Source organism: Enterobacter sp. PGRG2 (assembly GCF_030291195.1).
Lineage (GTDB): Bacteria > Pseudomonadota > Gammaproteobacteria > Enterobacterales > Enterobacteriaceae > Enterobacter_D.
This window is the reverse complement of sequence record NZ_CP127837.1, coordinates 916,929-939,711: the sequence shown is the minus strand read 5'-3', so window position 1 is coordinate 939,711 and position 22,783 is coordinate 916,929. Positions and strand designations below refer to the sequence as shown.

Genomic DNA, 22,783 nt, shown 5'->3' with positions numbered 1-22,783 from the left:
CCCTCTCCTGAACAGGAGAGGGGCAAATTTATTACAGCGACTGATCTTTCGTTTCGTGCGTAAGGATCAGCGCGATTAACGTCAGACCGGCCATCGCGGCAAGATAGATGCCGACATAGAACAGGCCATAATTGGCGGTCAGCCAGGCGGCGATATACGGGGCCACAGACGCACCCAGAATCGACGATACGTTATAGGAGAACGACGCGCCGGTATAACGTACTTCCGTCGGGAACAGCTCCGGCAGCAGCGCCCCCATCGGGCCAAACGTCAGCCCCATCAGGCTCAGACCCACCAGCAGATAGACCATCACCAGCGCCTGGCTTCCGGAACCCAGCAGCGGTGGGAAGGCAAAGAGCGCAAAAATAATGATCATCGAGGTAATGGCAATCATTGATTTACGGCGACCATAAGCGTCAGCCAGCAGACCGGCTACCGGCACCATTACGCCAAAACCAATTACCGCCAGCATCAGCATCCACAGCACTTCATTACGCGGCATCCCCAGTCCCACAGGCGCAGGCGTGGTGCTGTAGGTCATTGAGTAGACCGTCATGATGTAAAACAGCGTATAGGTCGCCAGCATGATGAAGGTGCCGAGAATGGTGACGCGCAGATGTTTCGTCAGCAGCGTACCCAGCGGGATCTTCACCTGTTTTTTCGCCGCGGCGACTTTGGCAAACACCGGCGACTCATGCAGCGATACGCGCACGTACAGACCGATGAGCACCAGCACGGCAGAGAAAATGAAGGGTACGCGCCAGCCCCAGCTCATGAACTGCTCGTCGGTCAGCAGCCAGGAGAGCAGCAGGAAGGTGCCATTGGCAAAGAAGAAGCCAATGGGCGCGCCGAGCTGCGGGAAGGAGCCGTACAGGGCGCGTTTACGCGGCGGCGCATTTTCTGTCGCCAGCAACGCCGCGCCACCCCACTCACCGCCAAGGCCCAGGCCCTGACCAAAACGCGCCAGCGCCAGCAGCAGCGGCGCGAAAATGCCGATGGTTTCATAGCCCGGCAGCAGGCCGATCAGCACCGTGGAAATCCCCATCGTCAGCAGTGACGCCACCAGCGTGGTTTTACGTCCCACGCGATCGCCAAAGTGACCAAACACCGCCGAGCCAATCGGACGGGCGATAAAGGCGATAGCGAAAGTGGCCAGCGACTGTAGCGTGGCCGCCGTCGGATCGCCCTGCGGGAAGAAGATATGTGGAAAGACGATCACCGCCGCGGTGGCATAAATATAAAAATCGAAAAACTCGATGGCGGTGCCAATCAGGGAGGCAACAACGACCTTATTGCGTGAGTTTACCGGCGGGCTTTCCTGCTCATTGTCGAGGGTTGTGGCTGTAGCTTGCATAGATATTTCTTATTTTATGGCGAACGGACGGCCATATTACGCACAGCAAAAGCGACATTTCAATCTGTTACAAATCGGCGAGGCGGTGATTAATTGCGCAAAAAGTGAATAATTTTCGTGCCTGTGATTTGGCTTCCATGAAATGCTTCACAGTTTTTTAATATCAGCATATAAAACTGGTTTTCGGTTAAATAAAAGTTACGGACTGGATTATAATGCTGAAATGATGAATCGGGCTGAAATTTTGCTTTTTTATTCAGCCCGATAATATGTTTAGCGGTGTTTTCTTCCCGGCATTCGCGGGTCGTCTTTGTATTCTGCCGTGGCGATCCAGGCGGCGCAGAACAGCGTCAGACGGGCGAAGAAGTAGAAGAACGCCATGATGCCGAGCACCGAACCAAAGGCCGCGCCGGACGGCGACTGCACCAGTGAAGGCAGGGTATAGGTCATGATGATTTTAATCACTTCAAAGCCAATGGCGGCAATAAGCGTCCCGCGCATCAGCGCCCGTTTACGCGGTCTGTGGCGCGGCAGTCGCCAGAAGATCCAGAAGAACAGCAGATAGTTGGCGCAGATGGAAATCGCCAGACCAATCAGCCGCCAGGCCGGTTTCAGCCACTCGATAGAATCCAGATAGAGCGCCGAAATGATCATCTCCTGCGCTGCGCCGGAAATGGACGTGATGGAAAGCGTAATGATCAGCGCCACCAGCAGGCCAATCAGCGAGACAAAATCGCGCAGATATTTCACCCAGAACTTTTCATCGTCCTGGGCGTTACGCTCCCAGACGTCGCGCGACTGGGCGCGGATCGCTTCGCGCAGGTTGCCCATCCAGTTAACACCGGAGTAGAGCGCCACCCCCAACCCCACCAGGCCTACCGTTGTACGCTGTTGCACGGCAATGTTGATGGTATTTTTCAGCGTGGAAGCCAGCGTCGGATCGCTGACGTTGGTGAGGATCTTATTAAAAATATCCTGCAGCAGCGTCGGGTTCGACACCAGCACAAAGCCCGCTGCCGCGAACGACACCATCAGAATGGGGATCATCGACAGGAACGAAAAGTAGGTGATAGCAGCGCCAAACTGATTGCCCATGCGGTCATTAAAGCGTTCGGTGGCGCGGATCAGGTGCGCCACCATCGGGCGCCGCTGGATCTTTTCCGCGGTCTCCTTCACCGTTTCGATGGCACCGCCGCCTTCACCTTTTTTTTCAGGCTCCGGTTCCGGCTTATCCGTGGTGTCCATTTTTTTTACCGGCTCGTAGTCCAGGTCCTGAGTCGGTCGTTTCTCGCTATTTTCCGCTGTCATCAGAGCTGTGTTCCTTCGTTGTTAGCGTGATGTAACAGAAATTATAGACGGTCATTGGTCAACGTAAGCTTTCATCACGTCAGTCAGCCATTCCATGAACAGATGCACCCGGCGCGACAAGTTGCGGCGATGCGGATAAATCAGCGATACCGGCATCGGCTGCGCGCGATACTGCGGCAGGATTTCCACCAGTTTGCGGCTGCGCAGCGCCTCCCGCACGCCAATGCGCGGCGCCTGAATAATGCCCAGCCCCGCAAGGCAGGCGGCGTGGTACGTCTCGGTACTGTTGACCGTCAGGATGCCGCCGGTTTTGATCCACTGCGTGGCATTGTCGCGATATACCTCAAAGCCCTGCGGGCGCGTACCGAGGTTAACCGCATAGTGCACCACCGCATGGCCGCTCAGATCCTCCAGGGTTTCAGGGTAGCCAAATCGCGCGAGGTAATCAGGGCTGGCGCAGTTGATCACCGACAGTTTGCCCAGCGGACGGGCAATCAACCCTGAATCTTTCAGCGTGCCGACGCGTACCACGCAGTCGAAGCCTTCGCGGATCACATCCACCAGCCGGTCGCTGCTGCTCAGTTCAATTTCAAGGCCGGGATACTGCTGTACAAAGGCGGGCAGGCGCGGAATGACCAGGTTTTTAGCCACCGCGACCGGCATATCCACGCGCAGTCGTCCGCTGAGGGTGGAAGGATCGTGCAAAAATAAACCATCGAGTTCATCGAGGTTAATAAGTAAATCCTTAGCCCGTTCGTAATAGACCATTCCGTCCTGGGTGAGCTGTACGCGGCGAGTCGTGCGATGCAGCAACTGCGTGCCCAGATGGTTCTCCAGCGCCTGTATCTGGCGCGATACGCTACCTTTTGGCAGACCCAGCGACTCCGCCGCACGGGTAAAACTTTCCAGTTCGGCCACCCGAATGAACAACTGCATTGCGTAAACTTTATCCATCACCGCGCCCTATTGTTGTTGTAAGTGAAACAGTGAAGCGTACCGGGACATCTTTATTGATTTTCTATCACCTAATAAGCTGCTTCTCAATCACCACACCCCCTGAAATGAGGTTTCTTATGACACAACCTATCGCAATAGTGACCGGCGGCAGCCGTGGCCTCGGTAAAAACGCTGCGCTGAAGCTGGCAGCAAAGGGAACGGATTTGATCCTGACGTATCACAGCAATGCACAGGCTGCCGCGGCGGTGGTCGGGGAAATTGAGCGCGCGGGCGCGAAGGCTGTTGCCTTGCAGCTGGATGTCAGTGATGTCAGCCAGTTCGCCGGATTTGCTGAACAGGTGCGGCAACAGCTGAAAGATGTCTGGCAACGTGACAACTTCGACTATTTATTAAACAACGCCGGTGTGGGACTGTACGCCCCCTATGCGGATACCAGCGAAGCGCAGTTTGATGAGATGATGAATATTCATCTTAAAGGGCCCTTTTTCCTGACCCAGCGCCTGCTGCCGCTGATGAAGGACGGCGGACGCATCCTGAACGTCTCCTCCGGACTGGCGCGCTTTGCTCTGCCAGGATCCAGCACTTACGCCGCCATGAAGGGCGCGATGGAAGTGCTGACCCGTTATCAGGCGAAAGAGCTGGGTGCACGCAGTATCACCGCAAACATTATTGCGCCGGGGGCGATTGAAACGGACTTTGGCGGGGGACGAGTGCGGGATGACGCGCAGATGAACCGGTTTGTCGCCTCGCAAACCGCGCTGGGCCGCGTCGGACTGCCGGATGATATTGGCGACGCCATCGCCGCGCTGCTCAGCGACGAACTTCGCTGGATGAACGCGCAGCGTATTGAAGTATCGGGCGGGATGTTTTTGTAAGTGTCAAAACAAACGGGGGCAGCGCCCCCGTTCGGTTATTCTTTTTGCAGACGTGAAACTTTTATCCGCGGCGGGGTTTGCTGCTTGTCCAGCGAACCGGAAATACTGATCAGCTGATCCGGGCTGACTTCTCTTTCTGTAAATACCGCCATGGGAATATAAGCGTCTATCTGGCCGGTTTTATCGCGGAAGGTATAAATATCGTTACCTTTTTTCGCGATCAGGTTACCGCGCAGGGTCACAGAGGCATCGTCGTGCATCTCTGTAACATGGTCGACGGTCATTGAGTGGGCTTCTTCAGCGCCGCGGTAGCCGTCATTGAGCTTGTGCGCCGGTCGCGGCGCTTCATCCGTATTCAGGCCGGGCTTATCGTCGGCAAGCGCCGGAAGGGCAAATAACGCCGCTACCGTGGCGGCTACAATCATTTTTCTCATGCTGACTCCTTAAATTTTGCCTCGCTATCCTGTTAAGCCTGGCATAAGGATCAGCATTATGAAGGGCGAATCGTCTGGATCAGCGGTATTCATGGCGCAGCAAACCGAAAAGCCAGTCATTTTGCCACTGCCCATTCAGCCAGAACGCTTCGCGTAGTTCACCTTCCAGTATGAACCCCGTTTTTTCCAGTAATCCCTTTGATGGCGTATTCCCGGCAGTGACCGTGGCGATAAGCCGACGAATGCCGCCCTGTTGAAAAGCATAGTCGCACACTGCCCGCAGGGATTCGCCGCCAAAGCCTTTACCTTGCGCCTGCGGTACAAACAGGAAGCCCACTTCAGCGCAGTCCGCTTCATGGTGCACGTAACCGGTAACGCCCAGCGGCTGCCCCGTGGCACGCTCAAATACCATCAGACAGAGCCAGTGCGCGCTGCCCGGCGTCCACGGCGGCAGGCGGCTCTCGAATGCCGCGTGGATCTCCTCCTGCGGACGCGGGTCAGAGACGAAACGCATGATCTGCGCATCTTCATACAGCGCGAGGAAAAACGGCCAGTCCGTTGACTGGATCTGTCGGCACCAGAGGCGTTCCGTAGTCAGCTCAAGCATATTTCGCGTCCATATCTGTGCAGCCGTCACTGATATTCCTGTATAACTGGTCTATCGTATAAGTGGCTGGAAAAAAAGAAAAAATAAAGAAAAACGCCCACAAAATTAACGTCGGCTGGTTGCACTTAAAGGAAAATAAAGATGCGCAATTCAACGTCTGGCATTCGCGAACAGTTTGAACACTGTATCGGCATCATTCGTCAGGCCTCCACCGAAATTTTATCACTGCTTGATATTGATGTGACCGAGGGCAAAGATCCACGCTGGTTTCTGGAACAGCTGGACGCCGCCCGGGCGAATCTTGGCGGCTGGGCGGCGGTGGCTCACCGGCTGCGGCTGAACGATGCGGAACTGTCGCAGTTCACCCTGTTGTTGCGCCATCTGCAGCAGCGGGTGCCGCAGTATGAAAGCGGGCAGGAGGTCAGTGAAAACCAGCTGATCACGGCGCTGCGCTTTATGACCTCCCTTGAACTGCTGCGTGAAAAACAGCCGCAGCTCACCTACAGCACCGAAATCACTGTGCAGGATGAGACGCAGCAACAGCAGCAGGCGCTGGCGCAGTTACGGGCGATTGAGCTGATGATCAAAGCGCTAATCTACGAAGCCTGGCCCGACAGTATCCAGCTCAGTAACCATCTGAAAACGCAGTTCGGCGTCGATCGCGTGCGGCGCTGGCTGAAGCTGGGCGAGCGTAACGACGTGTTAAGCGGCATGTTATTCAGCGAGCTGGCGCTGATGCTGGTGGATAAAAAAGAGTTTACCCAGCGCTACTCGGCACTGTTTAACGATCCGCATACGCTGATGCTGTTTGCCGAGCCACGCAAAACGCTTCAGGTCTTTCTGGATGACATCCGGCAGATCCGCAATACCCTGATCTCCCAGGATTTGCTTTCCCCGGCGCAGCTGCGTTTACTGGACAGCTATTACCCGCAGATCACCAGTTCCGTGCAGCACGCCTTCAGAGAAGGGCGCACCCGCATCAGCCCGGATCTGTTACTGGCGGCAGACGCGGGTGAGCTGCAATCTTTCTGGGAGCGGGCGCGTAAAAAAGCGCGCGCTACCGGCGGTGATATTTTTGAGGTTCGTGACAGTATTGAACGACCAGGGCAGCGCGCGCCACGCACCCCGGAGCAGCGGGAACAGCTGGTATCGGGAGTGCTGTGGGGCGCAGTAGGCGTGATGGTGCTCGGCATCATGGGCGGCGGGCTGTGGTTGTTCAGTGGTGGTGGCAATCCCCCACAAACTGCGCAGGCCGCCCAGACAGAAGTGCAGCAGGAGCAGAGCGAGCCGCTACGCGAAAAACCCTCGTCGCGGGAGAATCTGACCCGTATGGGCATTACCTGGGACGAAAATAATCTGCGTGCGGCCATTAACCGTAACGATTCGCGGGTGGTGCAGCTGTTCTTGCAGGGTGGTATGGACTGGAAGCTGTCGTGGACGGAAGAGGCGATGTCAGCAGGTCACGATGATGTACTGGAACTGCTGCTGCGCTATCGCCTGCAAATGGTAGAACTGAAACCCTGCCGACGCTTTATCAGCACCCTGAGCCATGCCATGGTCACCGGCGAAAAGCTCACCTCAATGCGCAAAGCTTATCTGCGGGCATTCTGTACGACGCCTGCGGTGGTGAAGCGTCAGCAATATGAAATGGATCAGGCGAAGCGCAGAGCTCTGGCAGAGCCGGATGCCCGCACCAAAAAATGGCTGGCGATCCAGACATCGATTTATGAGGTGATTGACTAACCGCTGTATGCCCGGCAGCGCGTCGCTGCCGGGTAGCGATCAGGGTTCGCCGTACAGACCAATCAGACGCCGTACCACGCCGTTCGTCCAGCCAAAGCCGTCCTGCAACGGATATTCACCGCCGCCCCCTTCGCGCGGGGTACCGCCTGCGATATGGTACTTTTCAATCAGCTTATGGTGACGCTGGTAGAACAGATTTACCGTCTCCAGCCAGCTGTGGGCGATCTCATCTCCCAGCGCATCATTACCGTAAAGTTTAAAGCCCTGGATCGCCATCCATTGCAGCGGAGCCCAACCGTTCGGTTTGTCCCACTGCTCCCCGGTCTCATATTCAGTCGCCATCACGCCGCCTGGCGTCAGCAGACGTTCACGTACTGCCACGGCCAGCCGGTCGGCCTGTTCATGCGTTGCCATACCGACATAGAGCGGAACCAGGCTGGCGGCGGAAAACAGCGCCATTTCGCCGCGTCGCCAGTCGTAATCGCGGTAACAGCCTTTCTCGTCGTCCCACAGATAGCGATTGACCGCCGCACGACGATCGCTCGCCCGCTGACGGAACATCGCTTCGCCTTCCCGGTCGCCTTTCACGCCGGAAATATTGGCAATGGTGCTTTCCAGTTTGAACAGGAAAGCGTTCAAATCGATAGGAATAAATTGTGTGGTGCGGATACTGGCGAGACGGGTCGCATCGCGCAGCCAGCGGGAAGAATAATCCCAGCCGGACGCCGCGCCTGCGCGCAGATCGCGGTACACTTCGCTGGCCGGACGCCCGGAATGACGGGCAGTTTCCACGTCCTCCAGCCAGGATTCATCGCGCGGCGTATCACGGTCATCCCAGTAACGGTTGAGCAGCGATCCGTCCGGCATACGCACCGCAGAACGGTACGCCTGGTTTGGCACCAGCGATTCCGCGCCGTCCATCCAGAAGCTGTACTCCATCAGCAGATGTTCCAGATAGCGACGCGCGCCGCGCACGCCGTCTTCCTCAAACAGTTCCACCATCAGCGCAAAGACCGGCGGCTGGGAACGGCTGAGGTAGTAAGTCCGGTTACCGTTCGGGATATGACCGTAACGTTCGATCATCCACGCAAAATTGTCCGCCATGCATTTCAGCAGGTCGTTACGCCCACTCTCGGCGAGGCCGAGCATGGTGAAATAGGAGTCCCAGTAATAGGTTTCGCTAAAGCGGCCGCCCGGCACGATATAGGCCTGCGGCAGCGCCAGCAGCGATGACCAGGGGATGTGATCCTGCGGCTCGCGGGTCAGTATTGGCCAGAGCTGGTCGATGTGCTCTTTGAGCGAGTTTTGGGGATCGGAGACATATTCGCTGCCGTACTGTTCCGGCAACCAGAAATGCGCCATGACGAACTTTTGCAGATCAAAATCAGGGCGACGTTTGATACGGCGATAACGGATCAGAATATCAAGGGGATCCATTTTCGGCGCACAGTCGGGAAAAGTTTTGCTGTCGGCAAACAGTCGGGTGGACTGCACGTGTTCAAACAGTTCCAGATAGCGATCGGCAGGCGTCAGCGCATCGGAGGCGGGGTAGCCTTCGATCATTTCCGGTTCCGGTTCCGCCTCAAGCATTTCCGCAAGCTTGAGCTCGTACGGATCGGTGTCAAAGCTGGTTTTTTCTTCGATCACGAATTCAACGGATTCATCTGGTTTGAGTTTCTGGTTGAACATAGTGATGCTGACCTCCGGATGGCGTCGTAAAAAGATACGGGTGTTGCCCGGCTACTTATAAGCGTAGACAGTCTTTTTACCCGTTGAGTTGCATACTGTGCGGTAGATCACATTTCTTCACGCCTCGTCTGGCGCGGGAAAATAATAAATCGCTGTTTGCACTACTGATTTCCCGAATGCACGAACGGCGACTGCCCCCACAATTCAGAGCAATCGCTTTGCAACACGATATGAATGTTTTCCGGCAATTAGCCGATGACATGCCCCACTTTAACAAACAGAACAATCAGCGCCGTCGCCAGCACGACGATCCATGGCGTATAACGAATAAACGGGCGCAAAGGCTTATTTTGTCCTTCCGCCAGACGTCGCAGGGTGGCAGAGAGCATGCCATGCAGACCGGAGAGCACCACCAGCACGACAATTTTAAGGATCAGCCAGAGGGGCAAGCCGCCGCCATGACTGACAATCATCGCCAGCCCGCAGGCCCAGAGGATCAGCATCGCAGGAGACGTCACGCTGCGGCTCCAGCGGCGAACCTGGGCGAGCAGCGAAATATAGTTGCTGGTATTGCCCGCGCCACAGGCCACGACCACCACCGCCATCATCAATAAACCGCCGAGCCAGACCATCCCTGTAATCAGATGAATGACGTTTAACCACTGGTGAGCCATGTTTAATCCTTAGAAAATAAGCGTGCGTGCGGATAAGCGTACTCTCTAAATGGATTAAAGTTGAGTATGTTCTTATAAAAAAAACCGGCACGATGGCCGGTCTTCAGGGGGCGGTGTTAAACGTCCGTTACAGCGTCTGTAAAAAGGCCAGCAGATCGGCATTCAGCTCGTCGGTATGGGTGACGGCAAAACCGTGCGGCGCGTTGTCGTAAACCTTCAGTTTAGCGCCGACGATCATTTCCGCCGCCACTTTACCGGTGCTTTCAAACGGTACCACCTGGTCATTGCTGCCGTGGATCACCAGCGTCGGCACGTCAATTTTCGCCATATCCGGGCGGAAGTCGGTTTCTGAGAAAGCGGTTACGCAGTCAATGGTGCCTTTCAGCGAGGCCAGCAGCGCAATGTTCAGCGTCTGGGTCAGTACGCCTTCGGAGACGGTCTGCCCGGCATTGGTGCCATAGAACGGCGTGGCGAAATCGCTGATGAACTGCGCGCGATCTTTACGCAGACCCTGACGGATACCTTCGAAGACGGACATATCGACGCCCGCCGGATAATCCGCGGTTTTACCGAAGATCGGGGTCACTGCGCCCAGCAGCACCAGACCCGCCACGCGCGACGTGCCGTAGTTGTTGATGTAGCGCGTCACGTCGCCGCCGCCCATGGAGAAGCCCACCAGCGTCACCTGTTGCAGATCCAGATGGGTGATCAGATCGTTAATGTCTGACGCGAAGGTGTCGTAGTTGTAGCCATTCCACGGCTGATCGGAGCGGCCAAAGCCACGACGGTCAAAGGCGATAACCCGGTAGCCGTTCTCGGCGAGGAAATTGAGCTGGCTATCCCACATATCGCCATCCAGCGGCCAGCCGTGGCTGAACAGTACCGGCTTACCCGTGCCCCAGTCTTTGAAATAGATCTGCGTACCATCCTGCGTCTTAAATGTGCTCATGCTTTACCTCGTTGATTAATTTGCATTTAACAAGTCGAGCCTTATTCTGGCGCGATAAGATAACGAACTTCCGGAAGATCGGACCCCTGATGGAATCCTAGCACCCGATTCTGAATTTTCTTGTCGTTCATGGTGTAGCGCTCCCGCTGACGCAAATGCTCCATCCAGGATCCGACGACAAAGGTTTCCACGAAAATGCCCGGTTGCAGGATGTCTTCGTAAATCGCCCAGTTCAGCGCGCCGCCGCGTCGCCTGACGCGACGCATATCCTGCATACACACCACAAAATCATGGGCGCTTTGCGGGCTGACCAGGTAGTGATAGCTCACCATGACCGGGCCGCGATCGTGGCGAATTTCCAGCTCCGGCGCGGCTTCGTTAATGGCGCTCAGATCGAGATTCAGATCCGGATCCTGATCCAGCCGCCAGCGCAGCACGGTGGCGCTGGCAAGCAACATGCCCGCCGTCGCCACACAGAGGGAAAACGGAATACTGAACTGCGAGGCGAGCTGTCCCCAGAGGGCGCTGCCTGCGGTCATCGAACCGAAAAATACCGTCAGATAGACCGCCAGCGCGCGGGCTTTCACCCATTTGGCGGCGCTGCGTTGCGCCCCCAGATTGAGCGTCGACAGCACGGCAATCCACGCGAAACCGGTAAAGAATTCAAAGGCGTTCAGCAGCCAGAAGTGGCGGACAAAGGCCAGCGCCAGCATCGTCACGGCAAACATCACGCTCGCCAGCACCATCAATTGGTCCGGGTTGAAGCGTTTGCGCATGCGTGGCAGCAGCAGCGCGCCGCATACCGCGCCCACGCCGATGCAGCCGAGCATAATGCCGTAACCGCCCGGCCCCAGACCCAGTTCCCGACGCGCCACCAGCGGCAGTAATGCCCAGCCCGCGCTGCCGAAAACAAAGAAGGCGACGGTGCGCACTAATACGTTACGCAGCACCGGCGCGGCATGCACATAGCGCACCCCCGCCCGCACCGCCGGGAAGAAGTGCTCCGGCGGCAGACGCTGCACATTCGGCTGCGCCTTCCACACATACAGTACCCAGAAGACGCCGAGCACCGACAGGGCGTTCAGCAGGAACACCATCCACGGCCCCGCAAAGGAGAGCACCAGGCCGCCGAGCGCCGGGCCGATGGCGCGGCTGATATTGATCCCCAGCGAATTGAGCGCAATGGCCGGCCCCAGCTCCGCTTTTTTCACCAGATCCGGCACTATGGCCTGGAACGGCGGCGAGCTCATGGCCGCCCCGGTACTGAGCAGGAAGGCGGCGATCAGCAGGACGCCCGGCGTGACCATATCCGCCCATGACATAAACGTCAGGCCTGCGGCGGCGATAAACACCCAGATTTGCGAGAACAGCAGGTATTTACGGCGGTCGACGATATCCGCCATCACCCCTGATGGCAGGGCAAAGAGGAACATCGGCAGGCTGCTGGCGGCCTGCACCATGGCGACGGAGAGCGGATCGGCGCTCAGCGTCAGCATGGTCCAGTTGATGCCGACATCGTTCATCCATGAGCCGACGTTCGACACCACGGTGGCGATCCACAGCATGCGGAACACGCGCTGGCGCAGCGGCTGCCACGGGGAAACCGCCGCCGTGACCGGCGGCAGATCCGCTTTGGGCATATCGTGGATGTCATTAACCTGCGCCACGGGACACCTCCGTAATGCCGCCTGACGCCATGCGCCAGCGGCCGGGGCCGGTCAGCGCCAGGGTGCCGAAGATGATCAGCAGCAGCCAGCCGAACTGCCCTTCGGCAATTGACCAGTCCGCATGCACCACCAGCATCGCCACCAGCAGCACGCCAATGATCGGCAGGCAGGCGAGGCGGGTAAACACACCGGCAATGATAAACAGCGGGCAGATCACCTCGGCGATAATCGCCGGGATCAGGCTCATGTACGGCCCCATGCCGAAGGGATCTTCGATACGGGTCAGTTCCTCGCTGAAGTGAAAAATCTTCGGTAAGCCATGTACATACAGCAGCAACAGGCTGCCCGCCAGACGCAGGAAGAGTAGCCCCATATCAATACGGGGCGGATTAACGTTCAGTGAATTTTTCATGGCATCAGAACGCAAAGCAGCTGCAACCGAGCGCGCCCCAGAAGGCGTTATTTTCGGCAACCGGTACGTTTGAACCCCGCGCAATATCATGGGAGTGACTGTGTACGCCGCACGGCCCGCTGCACTGGTGCGGCATCTGCTGCATTCCGACGCGGGTCTGGGCGGTCGGCGGCGCGCTGCGGTAGTGGCCAGGGACGTTCACCACCGGCGACCATTCCGGCAGAACCGGGATAGACGGCGGCGCTTCTGCACTGAAGGATCCGGCGGCATAGACAATATTGCCATCAACAATGGTCAGCACGGATTCAATGCCTTTGATCTCTTCTTCCGGTACGGCGAAATAGTCTTTGCTCAGCACCACCATATCCGCCAGCTGGCCGATTTTAATCTGGCCTTTTTTGCCCTGCTCGCTGGAGAACCAGGCGCTGCCCTGCGTCCAGAGCATCAGCGCCGTTTCACGATCGAGACGGGCGTTGACGTCATACATCTGCATGCCGCCGACGGTACGGCCGGAAACCAGCCAGTAGAGCGCGGTCCACGGGTTATAGCTGGCGACGCGGGTGGCGTCGGTACCCAGACCGACCGGCACGCCGGTTTCCAGCATACGGGCGACCGGCGGGGTGTGGCGAGTGGCTTCGATGCCGTAGCGTTCGGCAAAGTATTCGCCCTGGAACGCCATACGGTGCTGTACGGCGATGCCGCCGCCCAGTTCTTTAATACGGTCGATATTACGCTGGGTCACGGTTTCCGCATGGTCAAAGAACCAGTGCAGGCCGTTGAACGGAATGTCGCGGTTCACTTTCTCAAACACGTCCAGCATACGGCTGATGGACTCATCGTAAGTGGCGTGCAGGCGGAACGGCCAGCGATGCTCCACCAGATGGCGCACCACGCGCTCCAGCTCGTCTTCCATGCCCGGCGCCAGATCCGGACGCGGCTCGAGGAAATCTTCAAAGTCGGCGGCGGAGAAGACCAGCATTTCACCCGCCCCGTTATGACGGAAATAGTCGCTGCCCTGGCCCGGCGTCAGCATGTCGGTCCATTTTTCGAAGTCTTCCAGCTCATGTCCGGGACGCTGGGTAAAGAGGTTGTAGGCGATACGAATGGTCATCTGCTTCTTCTCATGCAGCTCGGCGATGACTTCGTAATCTTCCGGGTAGTTCTGGAAACCGCCGCCCGCGTCAATGGCGCTGGTCAGGCCGAGGCGATTCAGCTCGCGCATAAACTGGCGGGTGGAGTTCACCTGCTGCTCCAGCGGCAGTTTCGGGCCTTTCGCCAGCGTAGAATAGAGGATCATGGCGTTCGGACGGGCAATCAGCATCCCGGTCGGGTTGCCGTTGCTGTCGCGCTGGATCTCGCCGCCCGGCGGGTTCGGGGTGTCTTTGGTGTAACCCACCACCTTCAGCGCGGCGCGGTTGAGCAGGGCGCGATCGTAAAGGTGCAGCACAAACACCGGTGTGTCCGGCGCGGCCTCGTTGATTTCATCCAGCGTCGGCATACGGCGTTCGGCGAACTGGAATTCGCTCCAGCCGCCCACCACGCGCACCCACTGCGGGTTTGGCGTGCGCAGCGCCTGCTCTTTCAGCATCCGCAGCGCGTCCGCCACCGACGGCACGCCTTCCCAGCGCAGTTCGAGGTTGTAGTTCAGGCCGCCGCGGATCAGGTGCAGGTGCGAATCGTTGAGGCCCGGAATGGCGGTGTGACCTTTCAGGTCGATCACTTTGGTGGCCTCGCAGTGATACTGCATCACCTCATTAAGCGTGCCGGCTTCAATAAACTTGCCATCGCGAATGGCGACCGCTTCCGCCAGCGGATTCTCGCGATCAACAGTATGAAACTTACCATTCGTCAGAATGATGTCGGCTTTACCGAGGGTAACCATAGAACCTCCAGAATGAAGATGTCCGTAAAAAAGGTATGTGGACCGTGGACAATAAAATGCCTGAGCAGTAGCGCAGGGGGAGAATGGCGGGATTATGGTCAGGCGGGATAAAAAGCGTCTAGTTATACGAAGGTATAGTTATACGCAGAGACAATAGGCGGGAAATCAAAAGGTTCTTACACTGCGCCCCGACAGAGACACTTAACAATCAACTTCAATGGGCGACATTATGAACAACAGCAAACTTGAATTACTTACCCCGCATAACTGCCAGATGATCTTTATCGACCACCAGCCGCAGATGGCATTTGGTGTGCAGTCCATAGATCGTCAGGTACTGAAGAACAACACCGTGGCGCTGGCAAAAGCGGCGAAAGTGTTCAACATTCCCACCATCATCACCACTGTGGAAACAGAAAGCTTCTCCGGGAACACTTATCCGGAACTGCTGGATGTCTTCCCGGGTCAGGACATCCTTGAGCGTACTTCCATGAACTCCTGGGATGACCAGAAAGTGCGTGACGCGCTGGCGAAAAACGGCAAGAAAAAAGTGGTGGTAGCAGGTCTGTGGACCGAAGTGTGCAACAACAGCTTCTCTCTGTGCGCCATTCTGGAAGGCGATTACGAAATTTATATGGTATCGGATGCCTCTGGCGGTACCTCCAAAGAAGCCCACGACATGGCGATGCAGCGCATGATCCAGGTGGGCGTGATCCCGGTAACCTGGCAGCAAGTGATGCTGGAATGGCAGCGTGACTGGGCGCGTAAAGAGACTTACACCCCGGTGATGGATATTGTGCGTGAGCACTCCGGCGCTTACGGCATGGGCGTGGATTACGCGTACACCATGGTGCACAAAGCGCCGTCACGTCAGGAAAGCGAGCACCGCACCCTGGCGCCGGTACCGGCTCCGGTTCGCTAATCACTGTCGCTGGCCGTCACCGGGTGTGGCGGCCAGCGCCTTTTTACAAGGAGGACCTGTGAGTCCTTTACTGATTTCTCTGGCGGCGGGTCTGCTTATCGGGCTGATTTACGCGCTGCTGAACGTCCGATCCCCTGCGCCGCCCGCGGTGGCGCTGGTGGGCTTGCTGGGAATGATCCTCGGCGGTCAACTGGCCGCGCCCTTTATGCATCCTGAGCCTGTCGCCCGTACTTCCGATGCAAAACCTGCCGATTCTTCCCACTCCTCCCCCGTAACGTCCAGCGCTAAACAGGCGGGTTAACCATGCTGAAAACCTATATTGTTTCTCTGTTAATGGGTATTCTCGCCGGGGTGATTTATACCCTGATCGAAGTGAATTCGCCCGCCCCGCCAGTGATCGCACTGCTTGGGCTGTTTGGCATGCTGGTTGGCGAGCAGGTCATTCCGTTATGCAAAAGATTAATCAGCCGCCAGCCGGTGACTCTGGCCTGGTTCCGTCATGAGTGCGTCCCTAAAATAAGTGGTACGCCACCGCCTTCGGGTGAGAAACGCCCTTAGAAAGGCCTCTCAACCTGTTGTGAGCCTGTCTAAGGAAATCAGCATGAAGCTGTCGAAGTGCATTGTAGTCGTTGATGATGAACGTTCCGTTCGCACGGGGCTGAGTAATTTACTTGAGTCTGATGGCTACAGTACGCAGGTATTTGAGTCGGCAGAAGCGCTGTTAAATGATGACGCCGCCATCCGGGACGCGGCGCTGTTTATTATTGATGTTGAACTGAAAGGCATGTCCGGCTTTGAACTCTTCAAAGCGCTGGGCGAACGGCTGGAAAAACCGCCGGGCATTATTATCTCCGGTAACGGCGATGACAATATGATGTGGTGCGCGATGACCCTCGGGGCGATTGCGTTTTTACCCAAGCCGATCAACATTGATACACTTTTTGAACATATTCATCAGACGTTTTCTCACCATGAGGAGGGCGAATGAGCAGTATGCTTCTGCTTTACCAGGCGGCCGAAATCGACAGTTTCCTGGTGTCAGATGAAATGACCCTTACTCCGCTCGCCCTGGAAGGGAACGTTGAATGGCTGGTGTGTCGCGATAACGCAACGGGCGAGGCCTTTACGCTGGCGATGCCCGCCTGCGATGAAGCGGGTTATCAGATCACCCGCCGCCTGAAAAACGAATATGCCCTGCGCGACACCTTGTCTGAACGCTGGGCGCTGAAACCGCTCGGCTATACCCAGTTTCAGGGACGTTACGCGCTGATGTATCCGGCGTTCAGCTGGCGCACCCTTTCCGACGCCCTCTGTCTGCCCACCGGTTCGCTGGCTGATTTCCTCCGGCAGGCGATCCTGCTGACGTCCACTCTCAGCCAGATGCATCAAAGCGGTCTGGTGCACGGCGACATCAAACCCGCCAATTTCTTCATTATGGATGAGGAGCGTTATCTGCTCGGCGGTTTTGGTCTGACTACTGACGCCCAGGCGCAGCAATCCCGGCTGCCGGTGACAGGCGGCACCCTGGCCTATATGTCGCCGGAGCATACCTCACGCACCGCCGATCCGGTGAGCAGCCTGAGTGACTTATACAGCCTCGGCATCGTACTTTATGAACTGCTGACCGGGCGTTTACCCTACGGCAATCTCGACGGCGGCCAGGCGGAGTGGGTGCATCATCACATCGCCTCCGAACCCCTGCCGCCGCACCGGTTGCGCAAGGACGTGCCCGTGGTGCTGTCGGCCATCATTATGCGTTTGTTAGCCAAGTCTCCGGACACCCGTTATCAGACGGCGGAAGGACTGCTGGCGGATCTCTATCGCTGCCAGTCGAATCTGATGCCGGACGGGCTGCTCAGTTCGTTCTCGCTGGGGCAGCAGGATACGCGCCGCAGCGGGTTGACGTCCGATGCGCTCTGCTCTGAACATCCGCAGGCGGCGGATATTCTTTCCGCTTATGACGAAGTGCACAGCAGCGGCAAACACGCGCTGGTGGTGATCGCCGGGCCGCCGGGATCGGGTAAGTCCTCGCTGATGGCTTCAGCACTGAAGATCCTGCAACAGAAACAAACGCTGCTCACCGTCGTGAAGGCGGATCAGCACTCCCCGGTTTTACCCTACGCCATTTTCACCGCCGCATTCAGAACCATCGCGCTGCATCTGCTTGGCCTGCCCGCCATGGAGATGCAGCGCTGGAAAACGCATATTCAGCGACTGCTGGGCGATTACGCGGGGCTGGCGATCAGCATTATTCCTGAGCTCGGCGTATTGCTCGGGCAAAAGGCGGCCTTGCTTACCGATGTGCACTCGCTGGATGAGCGGGACAAATTCAACTGCATGGCCTGCAACCTGGTGAAAGCCTTTGCGACGCCGGGCAGACCGCTGGTCATGCTGATCGACGACGTGCACTGGGCGGATCAGGCGACCTTCCAGGTTTTACAGAATCTGTTAAGCCTTAGCGATGATATTCCGCTGCTACTGGTGCTGTCGCACCGGGACGAAGCCTCGATGCCATGTCCGATTGCCAGCGCCAATCTGGCGCGCATTCGCGCGGCGGCCTCGCGTATTATCGACATCACGCCGGAGCCGCTGTCGGTCAAAAATATTGCCCGTCTGCTGGCGGGGCAGTTCCATGCCAGAACCGCCGAAACCACCGAGCTGGCGGCGCTCCTGCATGAGAAAACCGGCGGCAACCCGCAGTTCACCCATGAACTGTTCCGTCAGGCGGTAAAGGACGGGCTAATCAACTGGCAGAAACCGATGAAGTGGACCTGGGATCGCCATGCGATCATGGCATTCCATTATTCCGATAATGTCGCCTCGGGCATCGTCGCCAGGCTGGAAAACTTACCGGTGCAGGCCCGGCAGTTGCTGGGACGGCTCGCCTGTATCGGCGGGGCAGGCGACACCATGCTGGCCGCGCACATCCTTAACCTGTCGGTCGCCGAACTGGTCGCCCGTCTGACGCCCGCCGCCACGGCGCGATTCATTTCCCTGACCGATAAAAAATACGCCTTTATGCACACCAGCGTGCTGGAAGCGGCAGCCGGGCTGATCCCGACGGATGAGAAAGACAGCCTGCACCTCTTCGCGGCCAGCGCGCTGGCAGAAATGGCGGGCAATGCCATCTCCAGTGAGCCGCTGTTCAGGGCGGTGCATCACATCGGGGCGATCAAGAATTATGCCCTGCTGCGCCCTGAGGCCGACGCCTTCGCGGCGCTGATCCTGAAAGCGGTGAAACGCGCCAAAGTCACCGGCGATTACGCCTCGGCGCTGCGTTTTCTGCACACTGCCCACCATCTGAATGCGCTGGTCAGCGGCGACACCCGCGCCATGTTTATGCTGGAGGAAGCCGAATGCGAATTCCTCAACGGTAACCTCTGTGCGGCCCGTGAACTATGCGCCACGCTGCTCGGCGCGCCGGGCGATCTGGCGGATAAAGCCATCGCCGCCTGTCTGATGGCGGAGATCCATATGCGTCAGTCGGACAGCCAGCTGGCGCTGGAAACGGCAATCTCCTGGCTGGCGGTGTTCGGCATCAAGTTGAACCTCCATCCTGACAAACAGGAGTGCGATACGGCGCGTCAGGCCCTGAAAGCGGATGTGGGCAAAAACCCCTACAGCCGTTTCAGAAACCTGACAAAAGTGACCTGCCGCGAAACCGAAGCGGTAATGAATTTAATGGCCAGCGCCAGCACCTATGCGGCCTTTATCAGCCCGCGTTTGCAGTTCATGATCCTCTGCAAACTACTGCATCTGACGCTGGCCCGCGGCATCAGCGGCGCCTCAACCTTCGCGCTCTCCTGGTATGGCGTGCTGTGTGGCGATCATTACGACGAGTACAGCCGGGGATTTGCCAGCACGCTGCTGGCCCGCCAGCTGGTGTATAAACACGATTTTGCCAGCTATAAAGCGCGCACGCTGCTGCCGCTTGACCAGGTGAGCATCTGGACGATGCCGGTGACTTACGCCATTGAGCAGGCAAAAGCGACCTTTGACGTGGCGGTGGAAGTTGGCGATCGCACCACCGCCTGCCTCGCGTTGCGCCATGTGGTGATGAACTATCTGGCGCGCGGCGATCACCTGGACGGCGTGCTGACCTCTATCGAGCGCGGCCTGAGCTACGTGCGCAAGGCGCAATATCGCGACGTCGAAGTGATCCTGCTGATGCAACGTGATTACGTTCAGTTCCTGCGTCAGCCTTGCAGCGAAGGATTTTCCGGTCATCGCTTCACGCCGCCGGAGCTGCACGTTGTGCAGTCGGGTAGCGCCGTGGAGCCCATCTTCCTGATGCAGTTCTGGTCCGGGTTGTATAAAGGCAAAGCGCACTTCTTAGCCGGTGAATATGATTGCGCGAGCCGCTGCTTTGCGGAGATTGCCGCTCTGACTGGGCTGATCCCCGGGCATACCCATATGCTCGATTTCCATCTCTACAGCGCTTTAACCCTGTCGGTGCCCCTGTCGCCGACAGCGGTGACGGATGACGTGCTGGAAAAATTTAACCGACATCTGAACAAAATCACCACCTGGTGCGCCGAGAATACGAAAACCTTCTCCGATAAAGCGGCGCTGTTGCAGGCGGAGCTGCTGCGGCTGAAAGGCGACGCGACCGGCGCGGCCGAAAAATATGAGTCCGCGCTGGCGCTGGCGCGCGACGGACAGTTCCATCACATTCAGGCGCTGGCCTGTGAACTGGCCGCCCGCCTTGCCACCACCACCGGCATGCGCTTTGCCGCGGAAGCCTACATAAAAGGCGCAATCAGCGCGTGGGAACGCTGGGGCGCGGGCGCTAAAGTACGTCAGCTGGAGAGCCGCTATCCACATCTCACCACCCAGGGCACGCAGACAGCGCTGGATACGCTCGCTTTCGAGCAGAACGCCGAGATAAGCGACCTCCAGAGTATGGTGACCGCGATCCGCGCCCTGACGGAGGAGATCAATCTTAACCGCCTGATCAACACGCTGATGATGATGCTGGTGGAACGGGCCGGGGCGCAGCACTGTCTGCTGATCCGTCTGATCGACGGCAATATTCCCGAGATCCAGGCGCGGGCGACCACTACCGCCGAAGGCATCAAAGTCAACATTGTGAAAGAAACACCGCTGGCCACCGATTTGCCGCTCTCCGTACTGGCGGCGGTGATCCGCACCGGGCAGGAGATCCGCACCGGCAAACCGGAAACCTTCAGCCCGTTCAGTCAGGACCATTATCTGGTGGCCTCGGGTGCGGCGGTGATGTGCGTACCGATGTTTAAACAGGCGCAAATGGTTGGCGTGCTGTATCTGGAAAACCGTCTGCTGCCGGATGTGTTCACCGCCGAGCATTCGCGGATCGTCTCTATGCTGGGCGCGCAGGCGGCGGTATCGCTGGAAACGGCGCGATTGTACGCTGAACTGCTGGATGAAAACATCCAGCGCCGCAAAGTGGAAAAACAGCTGCGCGCCAGTCAGAAGTCGCTGATGTTAGGGGAAAAAATCAGTCACACCGGTACCTGGCACTGGCACCTGGAACAGGACATCATGCTGCTGTCGGAGGAGTACACGCGTATCGTCGGCCTACCGGATCATCAGGGCAGTTTGTCGATGGCCGATTTTATGACCCGCGTACACCCGGATGATTTCAGCGTTATCAACGATCTGGTGACCATGAGCGTGCGCAATGGTCAGCCGATGCAGGCAGAGTTTCGTATTATCAGGCCGGACGGCGTGTGCCGCTACATCAAGGGCATCGGCGAGCCGGTAGAAAACTGGCCGGAAGTGAAAGAGTATTTTGGCACCATCACTGACATTACCGCTCAGCGTAACTCTGAAGACGCGGTGCGCATAGCTCAGGCCGATCTGGCGCGCGTGGCGCGGGCCACCACGGTAGGGCAACTGACGGCTTCTATCGCCCATGAGATCAACCAGCCGCTGATGTCCATCGTCGCCAATGCGGGCGCGGCCCTGCGCTGGCTGAAACGCGACCCGCAGCACCTGGAAAACGCCTGTAAAAGTATTAATGAGGTGATCAGCGAAGGAAACCGCGCCGGGGATATTATTCGCGGCTTACAGGCGCTGACCCGCAACCAGGAAGCGGAATTTGCCCAGGCCCGACTGCATGGCCTGGCGCGTAATATTCACTCCCTGTCACGGCTGGAGATGGAGCGGCGTTTCATCTCGCTGGAGCTGGATTTCCGGGCGACCAATGACCGCATTTTCTGCGTCAGCGTGCAGATCCAGCAGGTGTTGCTCAATCTGGTGATCAATGCGATGGATGCGATGGCGGACAACATGGGCGTGCGCAGCCTGCGGCTGTCGTCTTCCCAGCCGGATCCTGCAACCATTCAGTTTGACGTCGCGGATAACGGCAGCGGCCTGACAGAGGCGCTTATCGAAAAGATTTTTGATTCGTTCTTTACCACTAAAGCCGAAGGCATGGGGATGGGGCTGACCATCAGCGCCGAGATCATCAAGCGGCACGGCGGCAAGCTGAAAGCCGCCAGCCGGGAGAGCGGCGGCAGCATTTTCTCTTTCACGCTGCCTGTGCAGCCGGAAGAGAGCGTCTGATCGCCCTCAACTATGTTTATTATCGAGGTTAAGTTTTTCGGTGGCTTTGACCAGATCGGAAAGGGTACGCACCTTCATCTTTTCCATCACGCGGCGTTTATGGACTTTGGCGGTGATTTCGCTGATGCCCATCTGCGCCGCAATTTGTTTGTTGAGTAATCCGGTCACCACCAACTGCATCACTTCGTTTTCGCGCTGCGTCAGGGTGCGGGCGCGCGCCATCAGTTCACGTCTTTCTTCTGCGACGGCCATCTCTGCTTCAGAAAAGGCCAGCGCATCCGCCACCGCCAGCAGCAGCGGATCGGGCAACACGGGCTTGGTCAGAAACTCGTAAGCGCCTGCTTTCATGGCCTGTACGGTAACCGGGATGGTGCCGTAACCGGTCAGGAAAATAGCCGGAATGGCATAGCCCAGCTCGCGTAGATTGCGCGTCACCTCAAGCCCGTTCATATCAGGCATATTCAAATCGACAATCAGGCAGCAGGGGGCAGGGTAGTGCGGATGGGACAAAAACGCCTGCGGTGAGGTAAAGGCTGAAACGGTATAACCTTCCGCGCTGAGAAGATTGCTTAACGATGAGATGACCGCTTGTTCATCATCAACCACATAAACGGTGCGTTCCAGAGAAGGAGTCGTCATAGGCTTTGCCGGATTTTGCTAACAGAATGTTAATATACCTGTTTAGCCGATTGTTTCTATCAAAACCTGCCCTGTTAACCGGTTTAGCACCCCGACAGCTGTAATTTAATACAATGCAACACATT

General features: G+C 57.5%; 19 protein-coding genes. 7 read left to right on the top strand and 12 right to left on the bottom strand.

Annotation, left to right across the window (positions count from 1 at the left end; genetic code table 11):
• Positions 1–31: 31 nt before the first annotated feature.
• The 3 genes from QRD42_RS03980 to QRD42_RS03970 form a co-directional block, all read right to left on the bottom strand.
• On the bottom strand, positions 32–1,354 hold the full coding sequence (locus QRD42_RS03980; protein WP_318362589.1) for an MFS transporter: 1,323 nt from the start codon (positions 1,352–1,354) through the stop codon (positions 32–34).
• A gap of 273 nt (positions 1,355–1,627) precedes the next feature.
• On the bottom strand, positions 1,628–2,662 hold the full coding sequence (gene yhjD, locus QRD42_RS03975) for an inner membrane protein YhjD (protein ID WP_072571118.1): 1,035 nt from the start codon (positions 2,660–2,662) through the stop codon (positions 1,628–1,630).
• Positions 2,663–2,713: 51 nt separating this feature from the next.
• Entirely contained in the window at positions 2,714–3,616 is a 903-nt protein-coding gene (locus QRD42_RS03970) for a LysR family transcriptional regulator (protein WP_318373444.1), read from the bottom strand.
• A gap of 119 nt (positions 3,617–3,735) precedes the next feature.
• Between QRD42_RS03970 and QRD42_RS03965 the strand changes: the two genes are divergently transcribed.
• On the top strand, positions 3,736–4,494 hold the full coding sequence (locus tag QRD42_RS03965; protein ID WP_321988228.1) for an SDR family NAD(P)-dependent oxidoreductase: 759 nt from the start codon (positions 3,736–3,738) through the stop codon (positions 4,492–4,494).
• Between the two features lie 35 nt (positions 4,495–4,529).
• On the opposite strand, the gene QRD42_RS03960 is transcribed toward QRD42_RS03965, so the two are convergent.
• Both QRD42_RS03960 and QRD42_RS03955 read right to left on the bottom strand, forming a co-directional pair.
• Positions 4,530–4,928: a YgiW/YdeI family stress tolerance OB fold protein gene (locus tag QRD42_RS03960; RefSeq protein ID WP_072571121.1), complete on the bottom strand. Its 399-nt coding sequence runs from the start codon at positions 4,926–4,928 to the stop codon at positions 4,530–4,532.
• Between the two features lie 79 nt (positions 4,929–5,007).
• A complete protein-coding gene (locus QRD42_RS03955) occupies positions 5,008–5,535 on the bottom strand; it encodes a GNAT family N-acetyltransferase (RefSeq protein WP_321988227.1) in 528 nt (175 codons plus the stop codon).
• Between the two features lie 141 nt (positions 5,536–5,676).
• On the opposite strand from QRD42_RS03955, the gene QRD42_RS03950 reads away from it, so the two are divergent.
• Positions 5,677–7,278 carry an STY4199 family HEPN domain-containing protein gene (locus QRD42_RS03950; RefSeq protein ID WP_321988226.1) on the top strand — a complete coding sequence of 534 codons (1,602 nt, stop codon included), beginning with the start codon at positions 5,677–5,679 and terminating at the stop codon, positions 7,276–7,278.
• 39 nt (positions 7,279–7,317) lie between these two features.
• Here the strand turns inward: QRD42_RS03950 and QRD42_RS03945 are convergent, their stop codons facing one another.
• From QRD42_RS03945 to QRD42_RS03920, 6 genes are all read right to left on the bottom strand, one after another.
• Positions 7,318–8,967 (bottom strand): alpha,alpha-trehalase, encoded by a 1,650-nt coding sequence (locus QRD42_RS03945; protein ID WP_321988225.1) that lies wholly within the window; start codon positions 8,965–8,967, stop codon positions 7,318–7,320.
• Positions 8,968–9,215: 248 nt separating this feature from the next.
• A complete protein-coding gene (locus QRD42_RS03940) occupies positions 9,216–9,641 on the bottom strand; it encodes a CopD family protein (RefSeq protein WP_072571125.1) in 426 nt (141 codons plus the stop codon).
• A gap of 127 nt (positions 9,642–9,768) precedes the next feature.
• Positions 9,769–10,590 carry an alpha/beta fold hydrolase gene (locus tag QRD42_RS03935; RefSeq protein WP_072571126.1) on the bottom strand — a complete coding sequence of 274 codons (822 nt, stop codon included), beginning with the start codon at positions 10,588–10,590 and terminating at the stop codon, positions 9,769–9,771.
• A 41-nt stretch (positions 10,591–10,631) separates the two neighbouring features.
• Positions 10,632–12,257 carry an MFS transporter gene (locus QRD42_RS03930; RefSeq protein ID WP_321988224.1) on the bottom strand — a complete coding sequence of 542 codons (1,626 nt, stop codon included), beginning with the start codon at positions 12,255–12,257 and terminating at the stop codon, positions 10,632–10,634.
• The gene (locus QRD42_RS03925; protein WP_072571296.1) at positions 12,244–12,669 is read right to left on the bottom strand and encodes a DoxX family protein; all 426 of its coding nucleotides are present in this window, start codon (positions 12,667–12,669) and stop codon (positions 12,244–12,246) included. The genes QRD42_RS03930 and QRD42_RS03925 overlap by 14 nt, the downstream gene beginning before the upstream one ends.
• Positions 12,670–12,673: 4 nt before the next feature.
• Entirely contained in the window at positions 12,674–14,551 is a 1,878-nt protein-coding gene (locus QRD42_RS03920; RefSeq protein ID WP_318373452.1) for an amidohydrolase, read from the bottom strand.
• 229 nt (positions 14,552–14,780) lie between these two features.
• On the opposite strand from QRD42_RS03920, the gene QRD42_RS03915 reads away from it, so the two are divergent.
• From QRD42_RS03915 to QRD42_RS03895, 5 genes are read left to right on the top strand one after another with little or no spacing between them, the layout of a single operon-like run.
• The gene (locus QRD42_RS03915) at positions 14,781–15,473 is read left to right on the top strand and encodes a hydrolase (RefSeq protein WP_072571297.1); all 693 of its coding nucleotides are present in this window, start codon (positions 14,781–14,783) and stop codon (positions 15,471–15,473) included.
• Between the two features lie 58 nt (positions 15,474–15,531).
• The gene (locus QRD42_RS03910) at positions 15,532–15,774 is read left to right on the top strand and encodes a DUF1427 family protein (RefSeq protein WP_318373453.1); all 243 of its coding nucleotides are present in this window, start codon (positions 15,532–15,534) and stop codon (positions 15,772–15,774) included.
• 2 nt (positions 15,775–15,776) lie between these two features.
• The gene (locus QRD42_RS03905) at positions 15,777–16,031 is read left to right on the top strand and encodes a XapX domain-containing protein (RefSeq protein ID WP_072571130.1); all 255 of its coding nucleotides are present in this window, start codon (positions 15,777–15,779) and stop codon (positions 16,029–16,031) included.
• A 43-nt stretch (positions 16,032–16,074) separates the two neighbouring features.
• Positions 16,075–16,461 (top strand): response regulator transcription factor, encoded by a 387-nt coding sequence (locus QRD42_RS03900; protein ID WP_072571131.1) that lies wholly within the window; start codon positions 16,075–16,077, stop codon positions 16,459–16,461.
• Positions 16,458–22,019 carry an AAA family ATPase gene (locus tag QRD42_RS03895; protein WP_321988223.1) on the top strand — a complete coding sequence of 1,854 codons (5,562 nt, stop codon included), beginning with the start codon at positions 16,458–16,460 and terminating at the stop codon, positions 22,017–22,019. Before QRD42_RS03900 ends, QRD42_RS03895 begins: the two co-directional genes overlap by 4 nt.
• Before the next feature lie 6 nt (positions 22,020–22,025).
• On the opposite strand, the gene QRD42_RS03890 is transcribed toward QRD42_RS03895, so the two are convergent.
• Positions 22,026–22,643 carry a response regulator transcription factor gene (locus tag QRD42_RS03890; RefSeq protein ID WP_318362687.1) on the bottom strand — a complete coding sequence of 206 codons (618 nt, stop codon included), beginning with the start codon at positions 22,641–22,643 and terminating at the stop codon, positions 22,026–22,028.
• Positions 22,644–22,783 lie beyond the last annotated feature (140 nt).